Annotated in this window: 23 protein-coding genes; 14 read left to right on the forward strand and 9 right to left on the reverse strand. The window is 71.5% G+C overall.

All coding sequences use genetic code 11. The features are described from left to right. The first annotated feature begins 195 nt into the window (after positions 1-195). Positions 196-1,089 carry a LysR family transcriptional regulator gene (locus tag V5F67_RS01605; RefSeq protein ID WP_394020465.1) on the forward strand — a complete coding sequence of 298 codons (894 nt, stop codon included), beginning with the start codon at positions 196-198 and terminating at the stop codon, positions 1,087-1,089. A 78-nt stretch (positions 1,090-1,167) separates the two neighbouring features. Here the strand turns inward: V5F67_RS01605 and yidC are convergent, their stop codons facing one another. The 4 genes from yidC to V5F67_RS01625 form a co-directional block, all read right to left on the reverse strand. Further along, the gene (yidC, locus tag V5F67_RS01610; protein ID WP_394020463.1) at positions 1,168-2,997 is read right to left on the reverse strand and encodes a membrane protein insertase YidC; all 1,830 of its coding nucleotides are present in this window, start codon (positions 2,995-2,997) and stop codon (positions 1,168-1,170) included. Further along, positions 2,994-3,428: a ribonuclease P protein component gene (rnpA, locus tag V5F67_RS01615; RefSeq protein ID WP_394020461.1), complete on the reverse strand. Its 435-nt coding sequence runs from the start codon at positions 3,426-3,428 to the stop codon at positions 2,994-2,996. Before rnpA ends, yidC begins: the two co-directional genes overlap by 4 nt. 3 nt (positions 3,429-3,431) lie before the next feature. After that, entirely contained in the window at positions 3,432-3,566 is a 135-nt protein-coding gene (gene rpmH / locus V5F67_RS01620; protein WP_238122056.1) for a 50S ribosomal protein L34, read from the reverse strand. A 261-nt stretch (positions 3,567-3,827) separates the two neighbouring features. Continuing rightward, complete coding sequence (locus V5F67_RS01625) at positions 3,828-4,796, reverse strand: alpha/beta hydrolase (protein WP_394020458.1); 969 nt, start codon at positions 4,794-4,796, stop codon at positions 3,828-3,830. A gap of 131 nt (positions 4,797-4,927) precedes the next feature. Between V5F67_RS01625 and V5F67_RS01630 the strand changes: the two genes are divergently transcribed. Then, positions 4,928-6,148, forward strand: a complete 1,221-nt coding sequence (locus tag V5F67_RS01630; protein ID WP_394020456.1) for a TIGR03862 family flavoprotein — start codon at positions 4,928-4,930, stop codon at positions 6,146-6,148. Here the strand turns inward: V5F67_RS01630 and V5F67_RS01635 are convergent. The 3 genes from V5F67_RS01635 to V5F67_RS01645 are packed head-to-tail and all read right to left on the reverse strand — an operon-like array spanning position 6,138 to position 9,321. Continuing rightward, the gene (locus V5F67_RS01635; protein ID WP_394020454.1) at positions 6,138-6,692 is read right to left on the reverse strand and encodes a DUF924 family protein; all 555 of its coding nucleotides are present in this window, start codon (positions 6,690-6,692) and stop codon (positions 6,138-6,140) included. The two genes, V5F67_RS01630 and V5F67_RS01635, sit on opposite strands and share 11 nt — an antisense overlap. Then, positions 6,689-7,867, reverse strand: coding sequence for a CobW family GTP-binding protein (locus V5F67_RS01640; protein ID WP_394020452.1), 1,179 nt, complete (start codon positions 7,865-7,867; stop codon positions 6,689-6,691). Before V5F67_RS01640 ends, V5F67_RS01635 begins: the two co-directional genes overlap by 4 nt. A 50-nt stretch (positions 7,868-7,917) precedes the next feature. Beyond that, on the reverse strand, positions 7,918-9,321 hold the full coding sequence (locus V5F67_RS01645) for a D-alanyl-D-alanine carboxypeptidase family protein (protein WP_394020450.1): 1,404 nt from the start codon (positions 9,319-9,321) through the stop codon (positions 7,918-7,920). Positions 9,322-9,692: 371 nt separating this feature from the next. Here V5F67_RS01645 and V5F67_RS01650 point away from each other — a divergent pair, with 371 nt between their 5' ends. The 9 genes from V5F67_RS01650 (at position 9,693) to V5F67_RS01690 (ending at position 19,267) form a co-directional block, all read left to right on the forward strand. Further along, positions 9,693-10,394: a GntR family transcriptional regulator gene (locus tag V5F67_RS01650; protein WP_394020448.1), complete on the forward strand. Its 702-nt coding sequence runs from the start codon at positions 9,693-9,695 to the stop codon at positions 10,392-10,394. A 119-nt stretch (positions 10,395-10,513) separates the two neighbouring features. Beyond that, positions 10,514-11,860: an FAD-dependent oxidoreductase gene (locus V5F67_RS01655; RefSeq protein WP_394020446.1), complete on the forward strand. Its 1,347-nt coding sequence runs from the start codon at positions 10,514-10,516 to the stop codon at positions 11,858-11,860. A gap of 22 nt (positions 11,861-11,882) precedes the next feature. Further along, entirely contained in the window at positions 11,883-12,620 is a 738-nt protein-coding gene (locus V5F67_RS01660; protein ID WP_394020444.1) for an enoyl-CoA hydratase/isomerase family protein, read from the forward strand. Continuing rightward, positions 12,617-14,203 (forward strand): acyl CoA:acetate/3-ketoacid CoA transferase, encoded by a 1,587-nt coding sequence (locus V5F67_RS01665; RefSeq protein WP_394020442.1) that lies wholly within the window; start codon positions 12,617-12,619, stop codon positions 14,201-14,203. The genes V5F67_RS01660 and V5F67_RS01665 overlap by 4 nt, the downstream gene beginning before the upstream one ends. A gap of 67 nt (positions 14,204-14,270) precedes the next feature. Continuing rightward, the gene (locus tag V5F67_RS01670) at positions 14,271-15,299 is read left to right on the forward strand and encodes a TRAP transporter substrate-binding protein (RefSeq protein WP_394020440.1); all 1,029 of its coding nucleotides are present in this window, start codon (positions 14,271-14,273) and stop codon (positions 15,297-15,299) included. Positions 15,300-15,475: 176 nt separating this feature from the next. After that, complete coding sequence (locus V5F67_RS01675; RefSeq protein WP_394022137.1) at positions 15,476-15,997, forward strand: TRAP transporter small permease subunit; 522 nt, start codon at positions 15,476-15,478, stop codon at positions 15,995-15,997. Between the two features lie 33 nt (positions 15,998-16,030). After that, the gene (locus V5F67_RS01680; RefSeq protein WP_394022136.1) at positions 16,031-17,344 is read left to right on the forward strand and encodes a TRAP transporter large permease; all 1,314 of its coding nucleotides are present in this window, start codon (positions 16,031-16,033) and stop codon (positions 17,342-17,344) included. A gap of 8 nt (positions 17,345-17,352) precedes the next feature. After that, on the forward strand, positions 17,353-18,117 hold the full coding sequence (locus V5F67_RS01685) for an enoyl-CoA hydratase/isomerase family protein (protein WP_394022135.1): 765 nt from the start codon (positions 17,353-17,355) through the stop codon (positions 18,115-18,117). A gap of 7 nt (positions 18,118-18,124) precedes the next feature. Further along, entirely contained in the window at positions 18,125-19,267 is a 1,143-nt protein-coding gene (locus V5F67_RS01690; RefSeq protein WP_394022134.1) for an acyl-CoA dehydrogenase family protein, read from the forward strand. A 22-nt stretch (positions 19,268-19,289) separates the two neighbouring features. Here V5F67_RS01690 and V5F67_RS01695 read toward each other — a convergent pair whose 3' ends face one another. Beyond that, entirely contained in the window at positions 19,290-19,886 is a 597-nt protein-coding gene (locus V5F67_RS01695) for a TetR/AcrR family transcriptional regulator (protein ID WP_394022133.1), read from the reverse strand. An 86-nt stretch (positions 19,887-19,972) separates the two neighbouring features. Between V5F67_RS01695 and V5F67_RS01700 the strand changes: the two genes are divergently transcribed. Together V5F67_RS01700 and V5F67_RS01705 are read left to right on the forward strand one after the other, a co-directional pair. Further along, the gene (locus V5F67_RS01700) at positions 19,973-20,785 is read left to right on the forward strand and encodes a crotonase/enoyl-CoA hydratase family protein (RefSeq protein WP_394022132.1); all 813 of its coding nucleotides are present in this window, start codon (positions 19,973-19,975) and stop codon (positions 20,783-20,785) included. 3 nt (positions 20,786-20,788) lie between these two features. After that, on the forward strand, positions 20,789-21,208 hold the full coding sequence (locus tag V5F67_RS01705; protein ID WP_394022131.1) for a DUF1330 domain-containing protein: 420 nt from the start codon (positions 20,789-20,791) through the stop codon (positions 21,206-21,208). An 18-nt stretch (positions 21,209-21,226) separates the two neighbouring features. Here the strand turns inward: V5F67_RS01705 and V5F67_RS01710 are convergent, their stop codons facing one another. Continuing rightward, positions 21,227-21,922: a YoaK family protein gene (locus V5F67_RS01710; protein WP_394022130.1), complete on the reverse strand. Its 696-nt coding sequence runs from the start codon at positions 21,920-21,922 to the stop codon at positions 21,227-21,229. Positions 21,923-22,081: 159 nt separating this feature from the next. Between V5F67_RS01710 and V5F67_RS01715 the strand changes: the two genes are divergently transcribed. After that, positions 22,082-22,891, forward strand: coding sequence for a helix-turn-helix transcriptional regulator (locus tag V5F67_RS01715; RefSeq protein ID WP_394022129.1), 810 nt, complete (start codon positions 22,082-22,084; stop codon positions 22,889-22,891). Positions 22,892-22,900: the final 9 nt, after the last annotated feature.

Raw genomic sequence — 22,900 nt, forward strand, 5'->3', positions numbered from 1 at the left:
TCACCAGTGAGCGGGTGCGGCATAAGGCGGGCGCGGTCAATCGCGCATCTCGTCCTGGTCCGTTCCTGCCCAGTTTGCAATTGTTCTCGACAGCGCTCTTTGCGGCGCGAAGGAGACCCTAGGGGCTGTTTCCCTTGCGAGAAACTCCCCGGGGGCGATACATACTGTTGAGTTCAGCGCACCAATTGGAAAGCCATGAGCGGACTCAACGAGCTGACGATCTTCACCAGCGTGGTCGACCGGGGCAGCTTCGCCGCCGCCGCCAAGGCGCTCGGGGTCACGCGTTCCGCCGTCTGCCGGCGCGTCGACGGGCTGGAGAAGCGCCTCGGCGTGCGCCTGCTCGACCGCACCACCCGTCGCCTCAGCCTCACCGAAGCGGGCGAGACCTTCTACCGGCGCGGAACCAACATCCTCGCCGAGGTGGCGGAGACCGAGCTCTTGGTGAGCGAGTTCGGCGAGGCGCCGCGCGGCACGCTGCGCATCACCAGCCCGATCATGATCGGGCTGCACAAGCTGATCCCGCTGCTGCCGGACTTCGTCGCCCACCACCCGCACATCAAGATCCAGCTCGACCTGTCCGACGACCTCATCGACCCGGCGCTGGCCGAGCACGACGTTGGCCTGAGGTGGGGCGAGCAGAAGCCCTCGGCGCTGCGCATCACCAAGGTGGCGGAAAGCCGCCAGATCCTGTGCGCGGCGCCGTCCTACCTCGCCCGCTTCGGCGCCCCCGCCCATCCGGACGACCTGCTGGGGCACAACTGCCTGATGATGAGCCGCCTCGGGCTCACCACCAACGAATGGGTGTTCCGCATCGACGGGCACCCGGCGACGCTGAAGGTGTCGGGCAACTACGTGGTGAACGGCGGCCACGGCAATTACGAGGCGGTGATCTCCGGCCTCGGCATCGGCCGCATGACCGATCTGCGCGTGCTGGAGGACATCGGTGCCGGGCGCCTCGTGCGGCTGCTCCAGGCGTTCGAGCCGCCGGACGCCATGCCGATCTATGCCGCCTACAAGAGTGGAACGCTGGTGCCGCCCAAGATCCGCTTCTTCATCGACCACCTGAGGGGCCAGCTGCGCGCGGCCTGAGGGCGGGCCCGGAAACGGCGACGGCGCCAGCCGGGGGCTGGCGCCGTGCGCGGTTCGCGTGCGGGAAGGTCCCTGGCGTCAGCTCTTGGCCGGCGCCTTCTTCGAGAACATGCCGCGGATGTTGTCCCACAATTCGATCTTCACGCCGTGGCGCTTCATGATGAGCGCCTGCTGCGCCACCGAGAGCGTGTTGTTCCACGCCCAGTAGATGACCAAGCCGGCGGCGAAGTGCGCCAGCATGAAGGTGAAGATGAGCGGCATCCAGTTGAAGATCATCTGCTGGGTCGGGTCCGGCGGCGCCGGGTTCAGCTTCATCTGCACCCACATGGTGATGCCCATGATGATCGGCCAGGCGCCCAGCAGCAGGTAGGAGCCGATCACCGGCACCGAGCCCGGGTCCCAGGGGATCAGGCCGAACAGGTTGAAGATGGTCGTCGGGTCGGGCGCCGAGAGGTCGCGGATCCAGCCGAAGAACGGCGCGTGCCGCATCTCGATGGTCACGAACAGCACCTTGTAGAGCGCGAAGAAGACCGGGATCTGCACCAGGATGGGCAGGCAGCCCGCCACCGGATTGATCTTCTCCTTCTTGTACAGCTCCATCAGCGCCTGCTGCTGCTTCGCCTTGTCGTCAGCGTAGCGGTCGCGGATGGCGGTCATCTCCGGCTGCACCGCCTTCATCTTCGCCATGGAGGCGTAGGATTTGTTGGCGAGCGGGAAGAAGACCAGCTTCAGCGCCACGGTGATGATCAGGATCGCCACGCCGAAATTGCCCACCAGCCCGTAGATCCAGTCGATGGCTAGGAACAGCGGCTTGGTGATGAAGTAGAACCAGCCCCAGTCGATCAGCCGGTCGAAGCGGTCGATCTTGTACTTCTCGGCATAGCCGTCGACGAGCTGCACCACCTTGGCGCCGGCGAACAGCTGGCCGTTGGCGGCGATGGTGCCGCCCGGCTCCGCCGTGAGCGGCGCGGCGAGGAAGTCGGCCTGGAAGGTCGGCACGTTGCCGATCATGCCGGCGGAGAACTTGCCGTCCACCTTCACGCTCTGGTCGGGAATCACGGTCGCCGCCCAGTATTTGTCGGTGATGCCGAGCCACCCGCCGGTGGCGGCGGCGGTGACCTGCTTCTCCTTCTCCATGTTGGCGTAGGTGATCTCGTGCAGGCCGCTCTCGCCCAGCACGCCGATCAGGCCCTCGTGGAGGATGTAGAAGCCCTCGATCTTCGGCCGGCCGTGACGCGAGACCAGCGCGTAGGAATAGAGCGTGACCGGCGCGCCGGTCCTGTTCTCCACCTCGTCCTTGACCGCGAACATGTAGTGGTCGTCCACCGAGAAGGTGCGGCGGAAGATCAGGCCCTGGCCGTTGTCGTAGGTGAGGACCAGCGGCGTCTTCTCGGTCAGGGTGGCGCCGGCGGGGGCGGTCCAGACGGTGTCCGCGCCGGGCAGCTTCAGGCTCGCGCCGGCGGCCGAGGTCCAGCCGAACTCCGCATAGAAGGGGTTCGGCGCGCCCGAGGGCGACAGGAGCACGATGTTCGGGCTCTTGGGGTCGACGGTCTCGTGATACTGCGTCAGCTCCAGGTCGTCGACGCGGGCGCCGCGCAGCGCGATCGAGCCCTTCAGGCTCGGCGTGGCGATGGGCGCGCGCGGGCTCGCGGCGAGCGCCTGGGCGCGGGAGAGCGGCGCGGCGGCCGCAGGGGCGGCGCCGCCGGCCTGGGGCACAGCGCCCGGCGCGCTTCCCGGCGCCGGAGCGGCGGAGCCGGGCTGCGCCGGCTGGGCCGCCTGCTGCTCGGCGATGCGCTGCTGCTCCTGGCGCTGGCGCTCCGCCTGGGGCATGCCGAAGAAATACTGCCAGCCGATGAGGATCGCCATCGACAGCGCGATGGCGATGAACATGTTGCGGTTGTCGCTCATTGCGAATGGCCTCCGTCGGCGGGGGCGTCGATCCCCGGTTGCCGTGGGATCGCTGACAGATTGGGGCGGGATTTGGGCTTGCCGGGGGCGTTGACCCGGCTCACGGCGCGCTCGAGGTCGCCGAGCAGATCGGCGAAGGGCGCGCGCAGGGCTTCGGCGCGCGCCACCAGCACGTAATCGTAGCCGGGCCGGCCACGGCCGGGCAGGACGCGGCGCACCGCCTCGCGCAGGCGGCGGCGGATGCGGTTGCGCACCACGGCGCCGCCGGTCTTCTTGGTCACGGTGAAGCCGACGCGGACCTCGCCCGCATCGCCCCGGTCACGCGCCTGCAACAGAAAGGCGGGCACGCCGGCGCGGGCGGCCTTGGCGGCGGCGAGGAAGTCGCGGCGCTTGCGGAGGCGATCCACGACGGGCAGCTCCGCGGTCTCCACCTCTCAGGCGGACAGGCGCTTGCGGCCCTGGGCGCGGCGGGCGGCGATGACCTTGCGGCCGTTGCGGGTCGCCATGCGCGCACGGAAGCCGTGGCGGCGCTTGCGCACGAGCTTGCTCGGTTGATAGGTGCGCTTCACGGGTCTGGTCTCCGGGGTTCCTGTGGCCGCCGCGATGACACGGACCCCAGCAGCATCGCTGCCACGGCGCCTTGCGCCGATGCCCGCTCGATCGGCTCGACAGGCGAGATCGGCTCGAGGAATGAGGGCTGGGCTCCGGCCGCCGGAGCCGCCTGAGTTCGGGGGCGCTTATAGGGGGACCGGGAGCGCGCGTCAATCGCCGCGCGCGCAAGCCTCGCCCTGCCCCAGCGGCGTCAACGGCCGGCGGCCGCTGCCCATGGTCTAGGACAGGGTCGCAAGGAAGCCTTCGAGCGCCGGCATCACGCCAGGATCGAGCGGCGCCGCGCGATCGGCGTAGACGGCGATGTTGCCGGCCCGGTCCGCCGGTGCCGGCTTGAGCACGTGGTTGGCCGCCGCGAGGCGCACCACCCGCGCATCGGGCCGCGCCGCCTCGAGCGCGGCGATATCGCTTTCGCCGGTCTGGAGGTCGCGGCCGCCGGCCAGGATCAGCGTCGGCACGCCGACCGCCGCGAGATCGCGGGCGGGGTCCACGCCGATGACCGAGGCGAGATAGGGCTGCACCGAGGGACGGAACAGCGATGCCAGCGCGGGCGGAACGTCCGCCGCCGCCTCCCCCCGCGCCAGCGCCGCCAGGATGCGTTCGCTCTGCGCCATGAGCTCCGGCGGCAGCCCGGCCGCGGCGAGCTGCTCCATCAGCACCACCCCCAGCGGACGGCCGGGCGCCGCCATGAGCACGAGGCCGGCCACGGCCTCGCTGCAAGCGAGCCGGGTGGCGATCATGGCGCCCTCGCTGTGGCCGAGCGGCACCACGCCGCGCACCTCCGCCCGCGCCGCCAGGGAGCGCAGGACGAGGCGCGCGTCGGCCTCCATCACCGGAAAGGAGAGATCCTCCTCCCGCCGCGCCGCCGCCCGGCTGCCGCCCACCCCGCGCTTGTCGTAGCGCAGCACCGCATGGCCCGCTGCGGCGAGGCCCTCGGCGATGCGGCGGTAGAGGTCGGTGGCAAGGCCCGGGCCGTTGCCGTCGCGGTCAGTGGGGCCGGAGCCGGCGATCATCAGCACCCCGAGCGCGCGCCGCGCCGCCCGAGGGGTGAGCAGCGTGCCCTCGAGGCCGCCGAGGCTCCAGGCGGTCTCGACGACGTCCGCCGCGCCGGCGCCCGTTCCCGCTTGCGCGCCCGGCGCGGCGAGGCCCGCGAGCAGCGAGGAGACGATCAGGCGGCGGGACGGAGGCATCGGATTTCCGGTTTCGCGAACTGCGGCACGGGCCGCCGCGCGGGGCGCAGGCGCCGATCCTCCCCAGCATACCGCGGGCCGCAGACACCTCCACCCTTTCCAATCGCCGCGGCCGCGCTTAAATGACGGACATGGTCTGTGAGAACGACGCGCCGCTCGTCTCCATCGTCGGCGCCGGCCCCGCGGGCCTCGCCGCCGCCGAGCGCCTTGCCGGCGCCGGCTTCCGCGTGGCGGTCCATGACCGCATGCCCTCGCTCGCGCGCAAGTTCCTGATGGCCGGGCGCGGCGGGCTGAACCTCACCCATTCCGAGCCGTTCGAGCGGCTCGTCAGCCGCTACGGCGAGGCGGGCGACCAGCTCCAGGCGGCGCTGGCGGCGTTCCCGCCGTCCGCCCTCATGGACTGGGCCCAGGGACTCGGCGAGGAGACCTTCGTCGGCACCAGCGGGCGGGTGTTCCCCAAGAGCTTCAAGGCCTCGCCGCTGCTGCGCGCCTGGCTCGCCAGGCTTTCCGGCGCCGGCGTCACCTTCCATGCGCGCCATGCCTGGCGCGGCTGGGACGAGGCCGGGCGCCTGCTGTTCGACACGCCCGAGGGCGCGGTCGCGGAGGCGCCGGCGGCCACCGTGCTGGCGCTCGGCGGCGCCTCCTGGCCGCGCCTGGGCTCGGACGGCGCCTGGGCCGGGCTGCTCAGGGAGAAGGGCGTCCGCGTCACCGATTTCGCGCCCGCCAACATGGGCATCAAGGTGCCCTGGTCCGAGCCCTACCGCGCGAGCTATGCCGGCGCGCCGCTGAAGCGCATCGCGCTCGCCATCGACGGCGTGCGGGTGCGCGGCGAGGCGATGGTAACGGAGGAAGGCCTGGAAGGCGGCGCCGTCTACGCTTTGTCGAAGCGCCTGCGCCGCGCCACCGCGGCCGGGCCGGCCCGTCTCATCGTCGACCTGCGCCCGGACGTGGAAGAGGACCTGCTCGCCGCGCGCTTCGCCGCCGCGCCGCGCAAGCTCTCCTTCCCGAACCTGATGCGCAAGGCGGCGGGCCTCGCGCCGCCGGCCGCCGGGCTGGTGCGCGAGGCCATGGGACCGGACGCCCCGCGCAGTGCCGAGGCGCTCGCGGCGCTGGTGAAGGCGCTGCCGGTCACCGTAACCGGAACCTCCGGGCTCGCGCGCGCCATCTCCACCGCCGGCGGCATCGCCTGGCCCGAGGTGGCGGCGGACTATTCCCTGCGCGCCCGCCCCGACACCTTCGTCTGCGGCGAGATGATCGACTGGGAGGCGCCCACCGGCGGCTACCTGCTCCAGGCCTGCTTCTCCACCGGCCGGGCGGCGGCGGAGGGCGTCTTGGCCCGCCTCACCCCCTGAAGCCGTCCTGGTCCAGGTAGGCCTGCTCCTCGGGGCGCATGTCCCGCCCGAGGATGGGGTTGCGGTGGGGAAAGCGGCCGAAGCGGTCGATGATCTCCTGGTGGATCAGCGCGTATTTCAGCCCGTTCTCGTCGCCTGCCTGCCGGTAGAGGTCGACGCAGCGCGCCTGCCGCGCCGGGTCCTCCGCATGCATCAGCGGCAGATAGAAGAAATTCGCCAGCGCGGAATAGTCCCCCAGGCGCGCCGGATCGTCGTCGCCGCGCGCCAGCGCCGCCTCGGCCACCGCCAGCGCGGCGGGATCGGTGGCGAAGGCGCGCGGCGTGCCGCGAAAGAGGTTGCGCGGCACCTGGTCCAGCAGCAGGACGAGCGCGAGCGCGCCCTCCCGCGCCTGCGCCCAGCCGTCGAGCCGGCCGGCGGCCGCCGCCTCGTGCAGCGGCAGGAGGGCCTCCCGCACCGCCGCGTCAAAGGCGGGGTCGGCGGTGAACCACTTGTCCGGCCCGGCGGCGAGCCAGAAGCCGAGCACGCCGGCGGCGGTGTCAATCATGGGCGCAATCCGGGGGGGGCCAGGGGGTTGTCGGCGAGCGCGGCGGCATCCGGCGCGTCCACCTGCGGCACGCCGAGGAAGGCGTGGAACAGGCGCTCGATCACCTGCGGGTCGAGGTCGCGCACGATCATCACGAGGCGCGTGCGGTGGTCGTCGTCCGGCCACGCGGGAAGGCGCGCCGGCGGATGCATGAGGTGCTGCACCCCGTGCAGCACCAGCGGCATGTCGGGATGCTCCTTCACCTTCACGATCGCCTTCATGCGCAGGAGCTTGGCGCCGTGGGTGGCGCGCAGCAGCTCCAGGAACAGGTCGAGCGTCGAGAGCGGGATCGCCGCGTCGGTGGCGAGGGTGAAGGCGCGGATGCGCCCGTCGTGGCGGTTGGGGTCCGGGTGGTGGTGATCGCCGGCGGCGGCGCCGGCCGCCACCGCCTCCGCGGCGAGCCAGCGGGCGACGTCCGGGATCTTTCCGGAGGGATCGTAAAGTCCCGCCTCCAGCAGGCGCGCGGCGTCCGCCTCCCCCGCCGCCGCGTCGAGGACGGGAGCGGCCGGCGCGAGCCGCTTGAGGCGCGCGAGCAACGCGCCGCGCGCCGCCTCCCCGGCCGGCCCGGCGAGCAGGTCGGCCTTCGTGAGCACGATGCGGTCGGCCATGGCCGCCTGCTTCACCGCCTCCTCGTGGGCGTCGAGGGTGGCGGCGCCGTTCACCGCGTCCACCACGCAGACGACCCCGTCCAGCCGGTAGCGCAGGGCGAGATAGGGATGCCCCATGAGGGTCTGCAGGATGGGGGCGGGATCGGCGAGGCCGGTGGTCTCGACGATGACGCGCGAGAACGGCGGCAGGCGGCCGTTGTCGCGCCCGCGCAGCAGCTCCTCCAGCGCCGCCACCAGGTCGCCGCGCACGGTGCAGCACAGGCAGCCGGAGGAGAGCAGGACCACCCCCTCCTTCACCTCGCGCACGAACAGGTGGTCGAGGCCGATCTCGCCGAACTCGTTGATGAGCACGGCGGTGTCGGCGAGCGCGGGATCGGCGAGCAGGCGGTTGAGCAGGGTGGTCTTGCCGGCGCCGAGGAAGCCCGTCAGCACCGTGACCGGAACGGGCGGCGGCGGACGGCGCGCGGAAGCCTCGGAAGCGGCGCGCGGATCGGAAGCGCGAGAATCGGCGGCGCGAGGATCGGGCATGGCCCGATCTAGCACGATTGCCGACCGCGTGCGCGGGCGATGCCCGTGGGTCAGCCCTGGGGTTTGGAGGGCGGCAGCGGCGCCGCCTGGGTCTCGGGCGCCTTGGGCTTGGGCTTCGGCTTGGCGGTTGGCGCGGCGCCGGCCGTCACCGGAGCGGACGCGGTGTCCACCGGCTTCTTCTTGGCGGCAGCTGCTTTGGCATCCGGCTTGGCGGCCGGCTTCGCCGACGGCTTGCCGGCGCCGTCGGTGCTGCGGGAGGCCTCCTGCACGGCGGGCTTCTTGCGGGGCTTGTTGCTGGCGATGGCGCTCTGCGGGTCCGCCGGCGCGCCCTTGACGCCCACATAGACCTGCACCGGCGGCATGGAGGGCGGCAGCTGCTGCTGCAGCAGCACCGCGCCCGAATACTGCACCGGGCTGGCGAAGGAGAAGGGCGAGCCGCCGTCGTTCTGGGCGCCGACCAGCTCGTCCTCGTTCTCCGCCGCCGTGCCCCTGCGCTTGGCGTTGCAGACCACGTCGCGCATGTCGGTGGGCGGGCCGCCGGCATTCTGCAGCGAGGCGAGGCTGGCGCCGCCGCCGAAGATCGACCAGGTGTGCTGGAAGCCCTTCTCGAACAGCACCGCCGCCTCCTCGTTGCGGCCCACCGCCGAGGAGGCGCCCAGCACCACCGCGATCAGCCGCTTGCCGCCGCGCGTGGCGGTGGCGACGAGGTTGAAGCCCGAGGCGCAGATGAAGCCGGTCTTCATGCCGTCGGCGCCGGGATAGCGGTCGATCAGGCGATTGTAGTTGCGCAGCAGGATCTTGCCGAACCGGATCGCCGGGATGCGGAACAGCATCTCGTGCTCGGGGAAATGATAGATGATGGCGCGGGCGAGGATGGCGAGGTCGCGCGCGGTGGTCACCTGGTCGGGGTCAGGCAGGCCGTTCGGATTCTCGTAGTGGGTGCCGTTCATGCCCAGGCGCTGGGCGGTGGCGTTCATCTCCTGGACGAAGGCCGGCATGGAGCCGCCGACGCCTTCCGCGATCACCACCGCGATGTCGTTGGCGGACTTCACCATCAGCATCTTGAGGGCGTTGTCGAGGGTCAGCTTGGTGCCGGGCTGGAAGCCCATCTTGGACGGCTGCTGCGAGGCCGCGAGCGCCGAGACGGTGAACGGCGTGTCCATGGTCACGCGCCCGTCCTTCACCGCGGAGAGCGCCACATAGACGGTCATGAGCTTGGTGACGGAGGCGGGATACCAGGGCGCGCCGGCGTTCTGCTGCTCGATCACCCGGCCGGAATCGGCCTCGACCAGCAGATAGGGGTGGGCGCGCGCCGGCGACGCGAGGGCGAGCGCCGTGCACATGAGGCCGAAGGCCGAGAACGCGCACAGAAGGCCGAAGGCCGTGAACGTGCGCATGAGCCTGAAGGCCGCAAGCGTGCGCGTGGCAGGCGAAAGGAAGGTGGTGCGCGCCAACCCAACGGCTCCTCGAATTGCGGTGCAGCCCCCGAATGTTCCCGCCTTTCCTTAGCCGCTTTCCGCACCGCGGAAAAGCCGTAACCCACCCCCGCGGCGACAAAGCGGGGCAAAACCTCTGCGTGTTACGGCCCGGCGCGCACGCCCAACCGCGCCACGATTTGGCCGCATTCCTGCAAGTGCTGGTCGATGCTGGAAATTCCCGCCGTGATGACTTTGAGGAATCTTCACCGTCCTCGGCGGCGACCTGTGAACGGACCGGTGCCTGCCCGGCCGCCGCCGGACCCACCGGGCGGCGTGGCGCCCTCTCCCTTGACAAGGCGGACGTGAATTGAATGGGTTAGTGGGATGTACGCTGCCAGGGACGGACTGTGACCAAGCCAGCCAAGCTTCTCGACGCCAAGCCGGACGCCAAGCCTGACGTTAAGTCAGCGGAATCCCTGTCGTCGGAGGCATTTCGGGCGATCGAAGAGCGCATCGTGACGCTGGCCTTCGCGCCTGGCAGCACCTGGTCGGAGGCGGCGATCGCCGAGGCCGTCGCCATCGGCCGCACCCCGGTGCGCGAGGCGCTCCAGAGGCTCGCCGTGGGCCATGTGGTGAAGATCGTGCGCGGGCACGGCATCGTCATCTCGCCGATCGACCTCCAGACGCAGTTGCTGGTCATCGAGACCCGCCGCGAGCTCGAGCGTCTGGTCGCCGTGCGGGCGGCGCGGCGGGTGCTGGCCTCCGACAAGCGCGAGCTGCGGCAGATCGCCGACGAGCTCGAGGTGATCGGGCGCACCCAGCAGATCAAGGAATTCCTGAGCAAGCAGTTCATCTACAAGCACCTGCTCGCCGAGATCGCCGGCAACCCCTTCGCCGCGGCGGCGCTGGAGCCACTGCATATCCTCACCCGCCGCTTCTATTTCCGCTATCACCCCGACCTCGAGGACCTGCCCGAGGTGACGGCGGTCCATGCCGCGCTGCTGCGCGCCGTGGCGAGCGGCGACGAGACCGCCACCGCCGGCGCGGTGAACGACATGATCGACTATGCGGAGCAGCTGACCCGCCGCATCGTCGAGCGAGAGCGCTGAATATCTATTTCTTGTAGTGACTTGAATTGAATTTTCGGGCGGGAGGGAAGCCCCGCTTGACGGTGTCCGATTTTTGGATATTTTTGCGATATATTACAAAAATATCTGGAGCGAGACGCGTGGAACAGGGACGGCAGGGCCGGGATGACCGGTCCCCCATCGCGCTTGACTGCGACGTGCTGGTGGTCGGCGGCGGAGCTGCAGGCCTGGCCGCCGCGGTCACGGCCGCGCGCCAGGGGCTGAAGGTCACGCTGCTGGAGCGCTACGGCTTCTGCGGCGGCGCCGCGGTGGCCGGCCTCTCCGGCACCGTGTGCGGCATGTACGAGGCCTCCGACGACGCGGCGCGCCCGCCGGTGCAGGCGGTGTTCGGCTTCCTCGACGAGTTCGTCGCCCGCATGGAGGCGCGCGGAGGCCTCACCGGGCCGGTGCGCTACGGCAAGACCTTCACCCGCGTGCACGAGCCGCTCGCCTGGCGCGAGACCGCGGACGACCTGCTGGCGGATGCCGGCGTCGAGGTGGTCTACCACACGGTCGTCACCGAGGCGCTGTGCGAGGGCGACCGGGTGCGGGGCGTGCGCGGCTACACCAAGCAGGGGCCGCTCACCGCCACGGCGAAACTCGTGGTCGACGCCTCCGGCGATGCCGACCTCGCGGTGATGGCGGGCCTGCCCTGCACGGTGGGCGACGAGGGCCGGGTGCAGAACCCCACCATGATCTTCCGCATGATGGGCGCGGACGTCGACCGCCTGAAGGCGGCGGAAGGGGAGGATTCCATCCTCGGCCCCCACGTCTCCGACCTGATCGCCAAGCTCCACGCCCAGGGGGAATACGTGCTCCCCCGTTCGAAGATCTTCCTGTTCCCGACCCCCCGGCCCAACGAGATCCTGTGCAACGTCACCCGCGTCATCGGGCGCGACGGGCGCGAGCTGAACCCGCTAGTCGCCGCCGACCTCACCGAGGCGGAGATCGAGGGCAGGAAGCAGGTCCGGCAGTACGAGCGGTTCATCAGGAACCACATCGCCGGCTGCGAGGCGGCCTTCGTCAACGACACCGGCGTGCAGGTGGGCGTGCGCCAGACCCGGCAGATCGTCGGCAAGAGCCGGCTCGCCAACGCGGACGTGCTGGCGGGCCGCAAGTTCGCCGACGGCATCGCCCGCTCGCCCTGGCCGATCGAGCTGCATTCGGGCGCCAAGCCCAAGCTCGAATGGCTCATGGAGGACGTCTACGAGGTGCCCTACGGCTGCTTCGTGCCCGAGCGCGGCGAGGGCATCCTCGTCGCCGGACGCTGCCTGTCCGCCGAGCACGAGGCGCTCGCCTCGGCCCGCGTCACCGCCCAGTGCTTCTCCTACGGCCACGCCATCGGCCATGCGGCGGCCATCGCCGTGAAGGAGGGCGCGCGCCCCCGCGACATCGACGGCCGCGACCTGCGGCAGGTGCTGAACCGCGACGGCGCGCGGCTCGACTGACCCATTCGAAGAGGAGCCATCAATGATCAAGGAAGATCGCCGCGGGACGGTCTGCGTCGTCGAGATCGACCGTCCGCGCCGGCGCAACGCCCTCGACCACGCCACCGTCGCCGCCCTGCGCGCGCGCTTCGCCGCCCTGGACAGCGATCCGGCGGTGGCGGCCATCGTGCTCGGCGGGACGGCGCCCGGCTTCTGCGCCGGATCGGACCTCAAGGAGCTCGCCACCCTCGACCGGGACGGCATGGCCGAGCACGAGGCCGACACCGCCGCCTTCGCGCGCGCCCTCACCTTCCTGTCGAAGCCGGTGGTGGCGGCGGTGTCGGGCTTCGCCCTCGGCGGCGGCTTCATCCTCGCCGCCTCCTGCGACGTGGTCGCCACCGAGCCGGCCGCCCGCTGGCATCTGCCGGAGGTCACCAACGGCTGGATTCCGCCTTGGGGCCTCACCGTCCTGTCGGCCCGCTGCGGGCCGGTCGCCGCGCGCCGCCTCACCTGGGGCGCCCGCCCGGTGGACGGCGGCGAGGCGCACCGGCTCGGGGTCGCCGACATCCTCGCCGACAACGCCCTGGAGGCGGCCGTGGAGGAGGCGCAGGCGCTCGCCCGCCTTCCCGCCGAGGCGGTGGCCTCCACCAAGCGCTTCTTCGCCCGGCAGGTGATGGCCCAGGGCGAGGCGGAGGACATGGAGGCCAACCGCCTGTTCGTCGAGGACTGCCGCAGCGCCGCGGCCAACGCCACCTTCCAGCGCTTCGGGATGACCGCATGAACGCCCCCCTTTCCCACGCGCGCAGCAAGGTGGTCGGCGCCGAGGAAGCGGCCGGCCTGATCCGCGACGGCGACACGGTGGCCTGCGTCGGCGTGATCGGCTGGATCACGCCGGACGCCGTCCTCAAGGCGGTGGGCGAGCGCTTCGCCGCCGCCGGCACGCCGCGCGGGCTGACCTTCTATTTTCCCGTCGGCACCGGCGACGCGGTGGACATCCGCGGCATGGACCACGTGGCCCGCGAAGGGCTCATGAAGCGCATCGTGTCCGGCTCCTACATCAACCCCGTCAATCCGCGGACCGGCGCGCGCCCGGCCCTGATGGGGCTGATCCGCGAGAACAAGGTGGAGGCCTATTCCTGGCCCATCGGCGCCACCATGCACTGGCTGCGCGAGGTGGCGCGCCGCTCGCCCGGCTATCTCACCAAGATCGGCCTCGGCACCTATGCGGACCCCCGCCACGGCGGCGGCAAGTTCACTGACCGCTGCAAGGACGACCTGATCGAGGTCATCAGCTTCCGCGGCGAGGAGCACCTGTTCTATCCCTCCTGGCCGCTCGACGTGGGCATCATCCGCGCCGCCTCCGCCGACGAGTTCGGCAACCTCTCGTGGGAGGACGAGCCGCTGCTCTCCAGCAACCTCCAGATCGCCCTGGCGGTGAAGGCCTCGGGCGGCAAGGTGATCGCCCAGGTGCGGCGGATCGTGCCGCGCCATTCGCGCCCGGTGTCCGCGGTGCGGGTGCCCGGCGTGCTGGTGGACGCGGTGGTGGTGGACCCGCAGATGGTCATGAGCACCGGCGTCGACTACGACGCGGGCTATCTCGGCATGGCGAACCATCCGCTCGACCTCGGCCCGCTGCCGATCTCGGCGGACAAGGTGATCGCCCGCCGCGCGGCTCGCGAGGTGCGCCCGGGCGAGGTCTCCATCTTCGGCTTCGGCGCCTCCTCCGACACGCCGCAGGTGATGGCCGAGGACGGCCTGCTCACGGGCGAGCGCCTCTACGACTATCCCTTCACCACCGAGCACGGCCCGTTCGGCGGCTTTGTGATGAGCGGCTGGCAGTTCTCCGCCAACTGGAACCCGGAGGCGCTGCTGGACGGGCCGAGCCAGTTCGACTTCATCGACGGCGGCCTGTGCCCGTTCGCGGCGCTGGCCTTCGCCCAGTTCGATGCCGCGGGCTGCGTGAACGTCAGCAAGTTCGGCGCCGCCAACCCCGGCGCCGGCGGCTTCATCGACATCGCGGCGAACGCGCGGCGCCTCGTCTTCACCGGCACCTTCACCACCGCCGGGCTCGACTGCGCCTTCGAGGGCGGCCGGCTCTCCATCGTCCGCGAGGGCAAGGTGGGCAAGTTCGTCCAGGCCGCCGACAGCATCACCTACCGGGTCCAGGACGGCGTCCGCGACAGGGGCCAGGAGGCGCTCATCATCACCGAGCGGGCGGTGTTCCGGGTCGAGGCCGACGGGCTGGTCCTCGCCGAGGTGGCGGACGGCATCGACGTCCGCAGCCAGATCCTCGACCTGATGGCCTATCCGCCGGTGCGGATCGCCGACCCGCTGCCGAAGATGGACCCGGCGCTGTTCCGGTAGCCGGGGTCGAGCCAAGCCGAAAACAAGAACGGGCCCCATCCGGCCCGAAACACATAGGGAGGAGCACATGGTTACGAGACGCAACATGATCGCGGGCGGCGCGGCGCTCGCCGCCTCGGCGACGCTGGCCGCCCCGGCCATCGCCCAGAAGACCCACCGCTGGCGCATCCAGACGCTGTGGCAGGCGGGCACGGTGAACCAGCAGGCGTTCGAGCGCTTCTGCGAGAACGTCAAGGCCATGACCGACGGGCGGCTTCAGATCACCGCCCTCGCCTCGGGCGCGGCGGTGGGGCAGCAGGAGACGCTGGACGCGGTCTCGCGCGGCCTGCTCGACGGCCATCATCCCGCGACCGTCTACTGGACCGGCCGCAACCCGGCTTTCGGCGTCATCGGCGACCTCAACGGCGCCTACGACACCCCCTACCAGGCGCAGGACTATTTCGAGAACTACGGCGGCCTCGATCTGCTGAAGGAGATCTACAAGCCGTTCAAGATCTACCCCATCGGCGTCGCCTGGTGGGGCATGGAATCGATCCCCGTGGCGCGCCCGGTGCGCGGCCCCGACGACCTGAAGGGCCTGAAGATGCGCCTGCCGCAGGGCATGTCGGCGGACATCTTCGCCAAGTTCGGCGTGGTGGCGGTGAACCTGCCCGGCACCGAGGTGTTCAGCGGCCTCGACCGCGGCGTCATCGAGGCGGCCGACTGGGGCACGCTCGGCATGAACGCCGAGATCGGCCTCCACGAGAAGGCCAAGTGGGCGCTGTTCCCCGGCTTCCACTCCATGCCGGTGGGCGACGTCTCGGTGAACCAGGACCGCTGGGACGCGCTGACCCCGGACCTCAAGGCGATCCTGACGGTGGGCGTGCGCGACTTCTGCCGCGACATGATCCAGTCGGTGGCGCGCCAGGACGCCGCCACCGCCGTCGCCCTCGCCGACAAGAAGGTGGAGCTCATCTCCTGGACCCCCGACGGGCGGCGCAAGTTCCGCACCGTCGCCGAGGAGGTCTGGCAGCAGTACGCCCAGAAGAACGAGCTCTGCAAGAAGGCCGTGGACGGCCAGGTGGCCTACCTCAAGAGCCGCGGCCTCATCGGCTGACGCGCGGGCCGGCCCAGCCGGCCCGGCGCCGCGCCCGGCGCACCAGGGAGCGCGGGCCAGGGAGCGCGGGCCGGCCGGCCCGCGCGGCGGCCGGGGCGGATTCGCCCGGCCGCTCCAAGAATGAGCGCGCGGGAGCGCGGGACCCGCCCGCGCGCCCACCCCCGGAGGAGAGCCCCATGAACCGGTTCGACCGCGCGAGCGCCGCCTTCAGCGACGCCATCGCCTGGATCTACTTCATCGTGTTCCTGATCACCGCCTACGACGTGGCGGCGCGCTACATCTTCAACGCGCCGACGGTCTGGGGCGCGGACCTCGTGATCGCGCTCGCCGGCATCCACTACATGCTCTCCGGCGCCGGCGCGCTCCAGCGCGGCGACCACGTGCGCATCGACGTGATCTACAACCTCCTGCCCGGCCGCCTGAAATACCTGTCGGACATCGCCTCCGACCTCATCATCATCGCCGTGCTGGTGGCGCTCGTCTGGTTCGGCGTCGCCCAGGCCCTGCCGTCGATCCACGACTTCGAAACCACCGGCACGGCCTGGAACGCGCCGACGCCCATGGTCATGAAGATCGCCATCCCCGTCGGCGCCGCGCTCATGCTGGCGCAGGCGGTGGTGAACCTCGCCCGCCGCCTGCGCGGCGAGGTCGGGGCGCCGGCCGAGACCGCCGACGCCTCCTCCCGTCCGCTCGACTGAGCGCGCCCGCCCTCCGACCGGCACAGGTATCCCATGTCCATCGAATACGGCACGCTCCTGATCGTGACGCTCATGGTCGCGCTGATGGTGATCGGCCTTCCGCTCGCCTTCGTGACCGCGTTCACCGCGGGCGTCTTCGGCTTCATCCTCTTCGGTACCGAGAGCTTCTTCCTGATCGTCAGCCGCATCTTCACGCTGATGAACAACTATGCCCTGATCTCGGTGCCCCTGTTCGTGCTCATGGGCTGCATCCTGGAGCGCAGCGGCCTGGTGGAGGGCATGTTCAAGTCGCTCCATCTGCTGGTGGGGCGCATTCCCGGCGGGCTCGCGGTGGCGACCATCGTCGCCTCCACCATCATGGCGGCCATGGTGGGCGTGATCGGCGCCGAGATCGTCACACTCGGCCTCGTCTGCCTGCCGGCCATGCTCCGGCGCGGCTACGACAAGCGCCTCGTCAGCGGCGTGATCTGCGCCGGCGGCTCGCTCGGAACCATGATCCCGCCCTCGGTGGTGCTGATCGTCTACGGCCTCGTGGCCCAGGTCTCCATCGGCAAGCTGTTCATGGCGGCGATCGGGCCGGGCCTGCTGCTGGCCGGCCTCTATGCGGCCTACACGGTGTTCCTCTGCTGGCGCCGACCCGAGCTCGCCCCGCCGCCGGACGCGCGCGAATACGCCGTCCCGCTCTCCCAGCGCCTCGCCGAGATGCGCCAGCTGATCGCCCCGGCGCTGCTCATCGCCTTCGTGATGACCTGCTTCTACACCGGCATCGCCACCCCCACCGAGGTGGGCGCGCTCGGCACCCTCGGCGCCCTCGTCATCCTCGCCGTGAACGGCCAGTTCACCCTCGCCAACCTGCGCCATTCGGTGGTGCAGACCGGGCGCACGGTGGCCATGGTGACCTGGATCTTCTTCGGCGCCTCGGCGCTGGTGGGCATCTACACGCTGGCCGGCGGCACCGACTTCCTGCGCGGCGAGATCCTCGACCTCGGCTTCGGCCCGCTCGGCACGCTGCTGATGATGATGGGCATCCTGATCGTGCTCGGCTGCTTCATCGACTGGATCGGCATCGCGCTGCTCACCATGCCGATCTTCGTGCCGATCATCAAAAGCCTCGGCTACGACCCGGTCTGGTTCGGCATCCTGTTCTGCATGAACATGCAGCTCTCCTACCTCTCGCCGCCATTCGGCCCGGCCGCCTTCTACCTGAAGGGCGTGGCGCCGCCGGAAGTGTCGCTGAGCGACATCTTCGCCGGGGTGTGGCCGTTCATCCTGCTCCAGATCGTGGCGCTGGGCGCGGTGATCGCTCTGCCCGAGATCGCCATGTGGCTCCCGGCCCATACCCAGTGAGGGCGTCCATGACCGACACCAGCGGCGTCCTCGCCGAAGAGGCCCACGGGGCGGTGCGCCGCCTCACCCTCCTGCGGCCGCTGCGCCGCAACGCCATGGACGGCGCGCTGGTGGAGGCGCTCGCCGCGGCGCTCCGGCGCCTCGACCGGGACGAAGGCGTGCGGGCGGTCGTCCTCGACGGCGCCGCCCCCGGCTTCTGCGCCGGCAGCGACCTCAAGTACATCAGCGCCCTCGAGCTCGACGCCATGCGCCGCTTCGAGCAGGCCTGCGGCGACCTCGGCCGGCTCATGAGCTTCCTGTCGAAGCCGGTGGTGGCGGCGGTGGAGGGCTTCGCCATCGGCGGCGGCCTCACCCTCGCCGCCTGCTGCGACCTGGTGGTGGCGGCGAAGGGCTCGCGCTGGAGCCTGCCGGAGGTGCCGATCGGCTGGCTCACCCCCTGGGGGCTGAAGGCGCTGGTGGCGCGCGTCGGCTTCGTGCGCGCCCGCACCCTGTGCTTCTGCCTGGAAGCCCTGTCCGGCGAGGAGGCCGTCGCCATGGGCCTTGCCGACCGGCTGGCGGGCGACGGCGAGGCGCTCGCCTCGGCCCTGCGCCACGCGGCGCTGCTCGCCGATCTGCCGCCGCCCGCGGTCGCCGCCACCAAGCGCTTCTTCGCCCGCCACGTGATGGCCGAGGGCGAGGCCATGGACGTGGAGGCGAGCCTCCTGTTCGCGGCCAACTGCGCCGCCCCCGCCGCCCGCGCCACCTTCGACACGTTCCGCGCCAAAGCCCTGTGAGGATGCCATGCTGCTCGACCTGTCCGACGACGAGACCCTGCTGAAGTCGAGCCTGGAGGCGTTCGCCCAGCAGGTGCTCGCCCCCCGCGTCAAGCCGTTCGTGGACCGCCACGAATTCCCGGCCGAGCTGGTGCGGGAGTTCCTCGCCCTCGGCTTCATGGGCACCGCCTATGACGAGGCCTATGACGGCGGCGGAATGGGCACGCGCGGCGCCGCCATCGTCGCCGAGACCCTGGCCCGGGTGGAGCCCGGCTTCGCCGCCATCTATCTGTGCAACAGCGCGCCGATGACGGTGATCGCCCGCTACGGCTCGCCGGAGCAGAAGCAGAAATGGCTCGCCCCGCTGTGCCGCGGCGAGATGGTGGCCTCGTTCGGCGTCACCGAGCCCCATGGCGGCTCGGACGTGGCGGCGACCCGCACCCGGGCGGTGGAGGACGGCGACGATTTCGTGCTCACCGGCGCCAAGATCTTCTCGACCAACGGCGGCACGCCGCTCCATGGCCTCTCCACCATCATCGCCGTGACCGACCCGGAAAAGGGCGCCAGGGGCCTGTCGACCTTCGTGGTGCCGGTCGGCACGCCCGGCTTCCGGGTGGGCAAGGCGGGACGCAAGATCGGCTGGCGCATCGCCGATTCGGTCGAGCTCTACCTCGACGAATGCCGCATCCCCAAGGCCAACATGGTGGGCAACCGGGGCGACGGGCTGAAGCAGATCCTGACCACGCTGTCCATCGGCCGCATCCTGGTGGCGGCGACCGGCCTCGGCCTCTCGCGCAAGGCCGTGGACCTCGCCCGCGCCTATGCGGCGGAGCGCAAGGTGGGCGGCGCGCCGATCCTCGCCAACCAGGGCGTCGCCTTCCCGCTCGCGGACGCGCTGACCAAGATCCATGCGGCCGAGCTGATGGTGCGCAACGCCGCCGCCATCGCCGACGCCGGGCGGCCGTTCCGCACCGAGACCTCGATGGTGAAGCTGTTCGCCAGCGAGATGGCGAGCGAGATCGCCGACATCGCCATCCAGGTGCACGGCGGCTACGGCGTGTTCGAGGAGTTCGACGTCTCCGGCCTGCTCGGCGAGGCCAAGGTGCTGCGGATCGTCGAAGGTACGAGCGAGGTCCAGCGCCTCATCATCGCCCGCGAGCTGGCGGGCTGACCGCCCGCGCGCCGGGCCGCCGTCACCCCGCGCCGGCGGCGCGCCGCGCCCGCGGATGCGCCGCGACGAGGGCGCGCGCGGCATCGCCCGCGGCGTCGAACCAGCTCGCATCCCGGTGCAGGAGGGAGGCGGAGAAGGCACCGTCCAGCAGCAGCAGGATATGCCGCGTCAGGGCCTGGGGGGCCTCGAAGCCCGCCTGCGCGAGCTCGCCCGCCAGCCAGTCCGCGAACGCGCTCTTGTGGCGGGCGCCGATCTTCACCGCCGGATGGCCGGGCATGGCGGCGAGCTCCGCCGTCGTGCGCAGGAAGCCGCAGCCCTTCCACTTCGGGTGCCGCGCGCTGCGCCCGAGGGCGGCGAAGACCGCGGCGACCTTCTCGCCCGGCCCGCCCTCGGCGGCGGCGAACCAGTCCGCCATCTGCTTCAGGTTGGGCTGGTCGCGGGCATCGAGATAGGCGGCGACGAGCTGGTCCTTGCTCTCGAAATGATAATAGAGCGTGCGCTTGGTGACCCCGGCCGCCTCGGCGACGGCATCGACGCTCACGCGGCCGATCCCCTCGGCATAGAACAGCTTCGAGGCGGCCTTGATGATGCGCTCGCGGGTGCCCGACGGCTTCGGCATCGCTCCAATGTATACTGACGAGTGAGTATACTCAACGGCGGTCCCCGCCCATCCTCGCTTCGACACCGATCAAGAGGAGCGGGACCATGACGCAACCTGTTCTCATGGAGCTGGATGGGACGATCGCGACGCTGACGCTCAACCGTCCGGAAAAGCTCAACGCGCTCAACTACGAAACCATCGATGCGCTGCTGGAGCGCCTCGACGCGATCGACGCCGACGACGGCATCGCCGGCGTCATCCTCACCGGCGCGGGAGACCGCGCCTTCTCGGCGGGCGGCGACATCCCCGAGTTCTCGCGCTCGGTGGCCGAGAGCCCCGAGGCCGCGCTCAGGGACTTCGTCGCCCGGGGCCAGCGCCTCACGGCGCGCATCGAGGCCTTCCGCAAGCCCGTCGTGGCGGCGGTGAACGGCCTGGCCTATGGCGGCGGGTGCGAGGTGACGGAGGCGGCGCCGCTCGCCATCGCCAGCGACCGGGCGATGTTCGCCAAGCCCGAGATCCGCCTCGGCATGCCGCCCACCTTCGGCGGCACCCAGCGCCTGCCGCGCCTCGCCGGCCGCAAGCGGGCCATGGAGCTGCTGCTCACCGGCGCGCCGTTCCCGCCCGCGCGGGCGCTGGAGCTGGGCCTCGTCAACGCCGTCGTGCCGCACGACGCGCTGCTGCCGGCGGCGCGCGCCCTGCTGGCGCGCATCCTGGTGCATTCCCCGCTCGCCGTCGCCACCATCCTCACGGCGGTGACGCGCGGCATCAACCTGCCCATCGCCGAGGGGCTGCTGGTGGAGGCGGAGCAGTTCGCCCGCATGGCGCCCACCGCCGACCTCCGCGAGGGGCTCGACGCCTGGATCGCCCGGCGCGCGCCGGAGTATCCGGGCCTCTGGTCGGCCGTGGCGGGCGGCTGAGCCATGGCCGGCCATACCAGCTTCAACCGCTCGGTGTTCGAGGCCTTCCGCGCCGACGACCGGCCGGGACCGGTGCACATGCTGAACCTCGTCCGGCTGCGCCTCCAGGCCGTGTACAAGGACGGGCGCACGGCCACCGGCCTCGAGGCCTACCGCACCTATGGGTGGCTGAGCGCGCCGGTTCTGGCCCGGCTTGGCGGCCGCATCGCCTGGCGCGGCGGCTTCGAGCTCAACCTGGTGGGTCCGGCGGGCGCGTCCTGGGACATCGCCTTCATCGCCGAGTATCCGAGCCCAGCCGCGTTCGTGGGCATGTTCGCCGATCCGCGCTACCGCGAGGCCATGGTGCACCGGCAGGCGGCCGTGGCGGACAGCCGGCTGATCCGCTTCCGCGCCCTGCCGGCGGGCGCCGGCTTCGCCGGCTGACCGGGCGCGGCCCGCGCCTCAATGGGCCGCAGGCGCGGGCTCGGCCGGCGGGGCGGCGGACAGGAGGAGGATCTCCGCCAGCGCCACCAGAGGCGGCAGCAGGAAGCACCACGCGCCCGCCGCCCGGTAGAGCAGCGCGGCCACCGCGCAGCCGCCGCAGAAGCTGGTGAAGAAGATCGCGAACCGGCGCAGCCGCTGGCGCACCGGCGCCGGGTCGACCCCGGCCGGCGGCCGGACCGCCTGCGTGAGGTCGAGCAGGACCTGCGTCATGGTGCCGGTCATCACGGTGGAGGGCGGGGCGTCGGTGAGGTGGGTGCGATGCAGCGCGTTCTGCAGCGCCATGGCGCTCACCAGCGTCATGCCCATCATCACCGCGTTGGGCGTGTCGGCGGCGAGCGGCAGGCCGAGCTGGATCGCCACCAGGCCGGCATGGGCGAGCAGGACCAGCTTGGCGGCCATGAGGACGCGGAAGTCGTCGATCCCGCGCCGCGCCAGCGCCTGGCTGAGCAGCCGCGCGACGACGACCACGACGCAGAACACCGGCACGGCGATGATCTTCGAGAGGCCCGGCATGCGGCCGTCCGCCAGCGCCGCCGCGAAGGTGACGAGATTGCCGGTGACGTGCGCCGCGAACAGCCCGTGCAGGGCCACGAAGCCCGCCGTGTCCACGAAACCGGCGTTGAAGCACAGGAGGCTGGGCAGAAGATACTTCATGTCGGCTCGATCCGTCCCTCTCCCGTCCGGCCCGGCGGCGCGCTCGCGCCCGACTTGCCAATCGCCCGGCCAGCCGCCACACAATGGCGCGGCGCGACCTCTCCCGCGCCCGCCCCGGCGGCTCAGGCCGGCCCGGCGCCCTGCGAGAGCGAGTGCCCGATGACCCGCGATCTCGGCCCCCCGCCCGACGATGCCGTCCCGCTGCTCGGCGAGGAGGACGTGCGGGAGATCGTCAGGCTGCTCGGCGACGTGATTGTCTCGCGGCAGGATTTCTCAAGCGTAAAGCGGCAGCTGGTCGAGGGCATCTGCCGGCTCATCGACGCCGACGCCTGGACCTGGAGCCTCGGCTGCTTCGCCGAGCCGGGCGCGCAGCCGGTCTATCTCGGCATGGCGCACGGCGGCTTCGACGACGCCCGCTACACGCGCCTGCTGCTGGCCGCCGGCCACCCGGACATGGCGTGGACCTCGGAGAAGCTGCTCGCCGAGATGCGGGCGAAGGACGCCCACGTCACGCGCCTCAGGCAGCAGGTGGTGGACGAGGCGACGTTCGTCGCCTCGGGCGTGGACGCACACCTGCGCGAGGCCGACATCGGCCCGTTCATCTTCTCGCTGCGGCCCATCGACGGCCGGGCGGTCAGCATCATCGCCTTGTACCGGCGCCAGGGCGCGCCGGACTTCTCGGAACGGGAAGCGCGCATCGCCCACATCCTTCTCACCGAGCTGCCGTGGCTGCACGAGCAGGGATGGCCGCAGGACCGCGGCGCCTCGGTGCCGCGCCTCTCGCCCCGGCTGCGGCTGGTGCTGAACCTCCTGCTCGACGGGCGCACGCGCAAGGAGATGGCGGCGAGCCTCTCCTTGTCCGAGCACACCGTCGCCCAGTACCAGAAGGCGCTCTACCGGCATTTCGGCGTCGGCTCCCACGCCACGCTGCTGCGGCGCTTCCAGATGGGCGACGGCGGCGACCGCTGAGGCCCGTGC

The sequence above is a fragment of the Xanthobacter pseudotagetidis genome (assembly GCF_043194795.2).
In the GTDB taxonomy this organism is placed as follows: domain Bacteria; phylum Pseudomonadota; class Alphaproteobacteria; order Rhizobiales; family Xanthobacteraceae; genus Xanthobacter; species Xanthobacter tagetidis_A.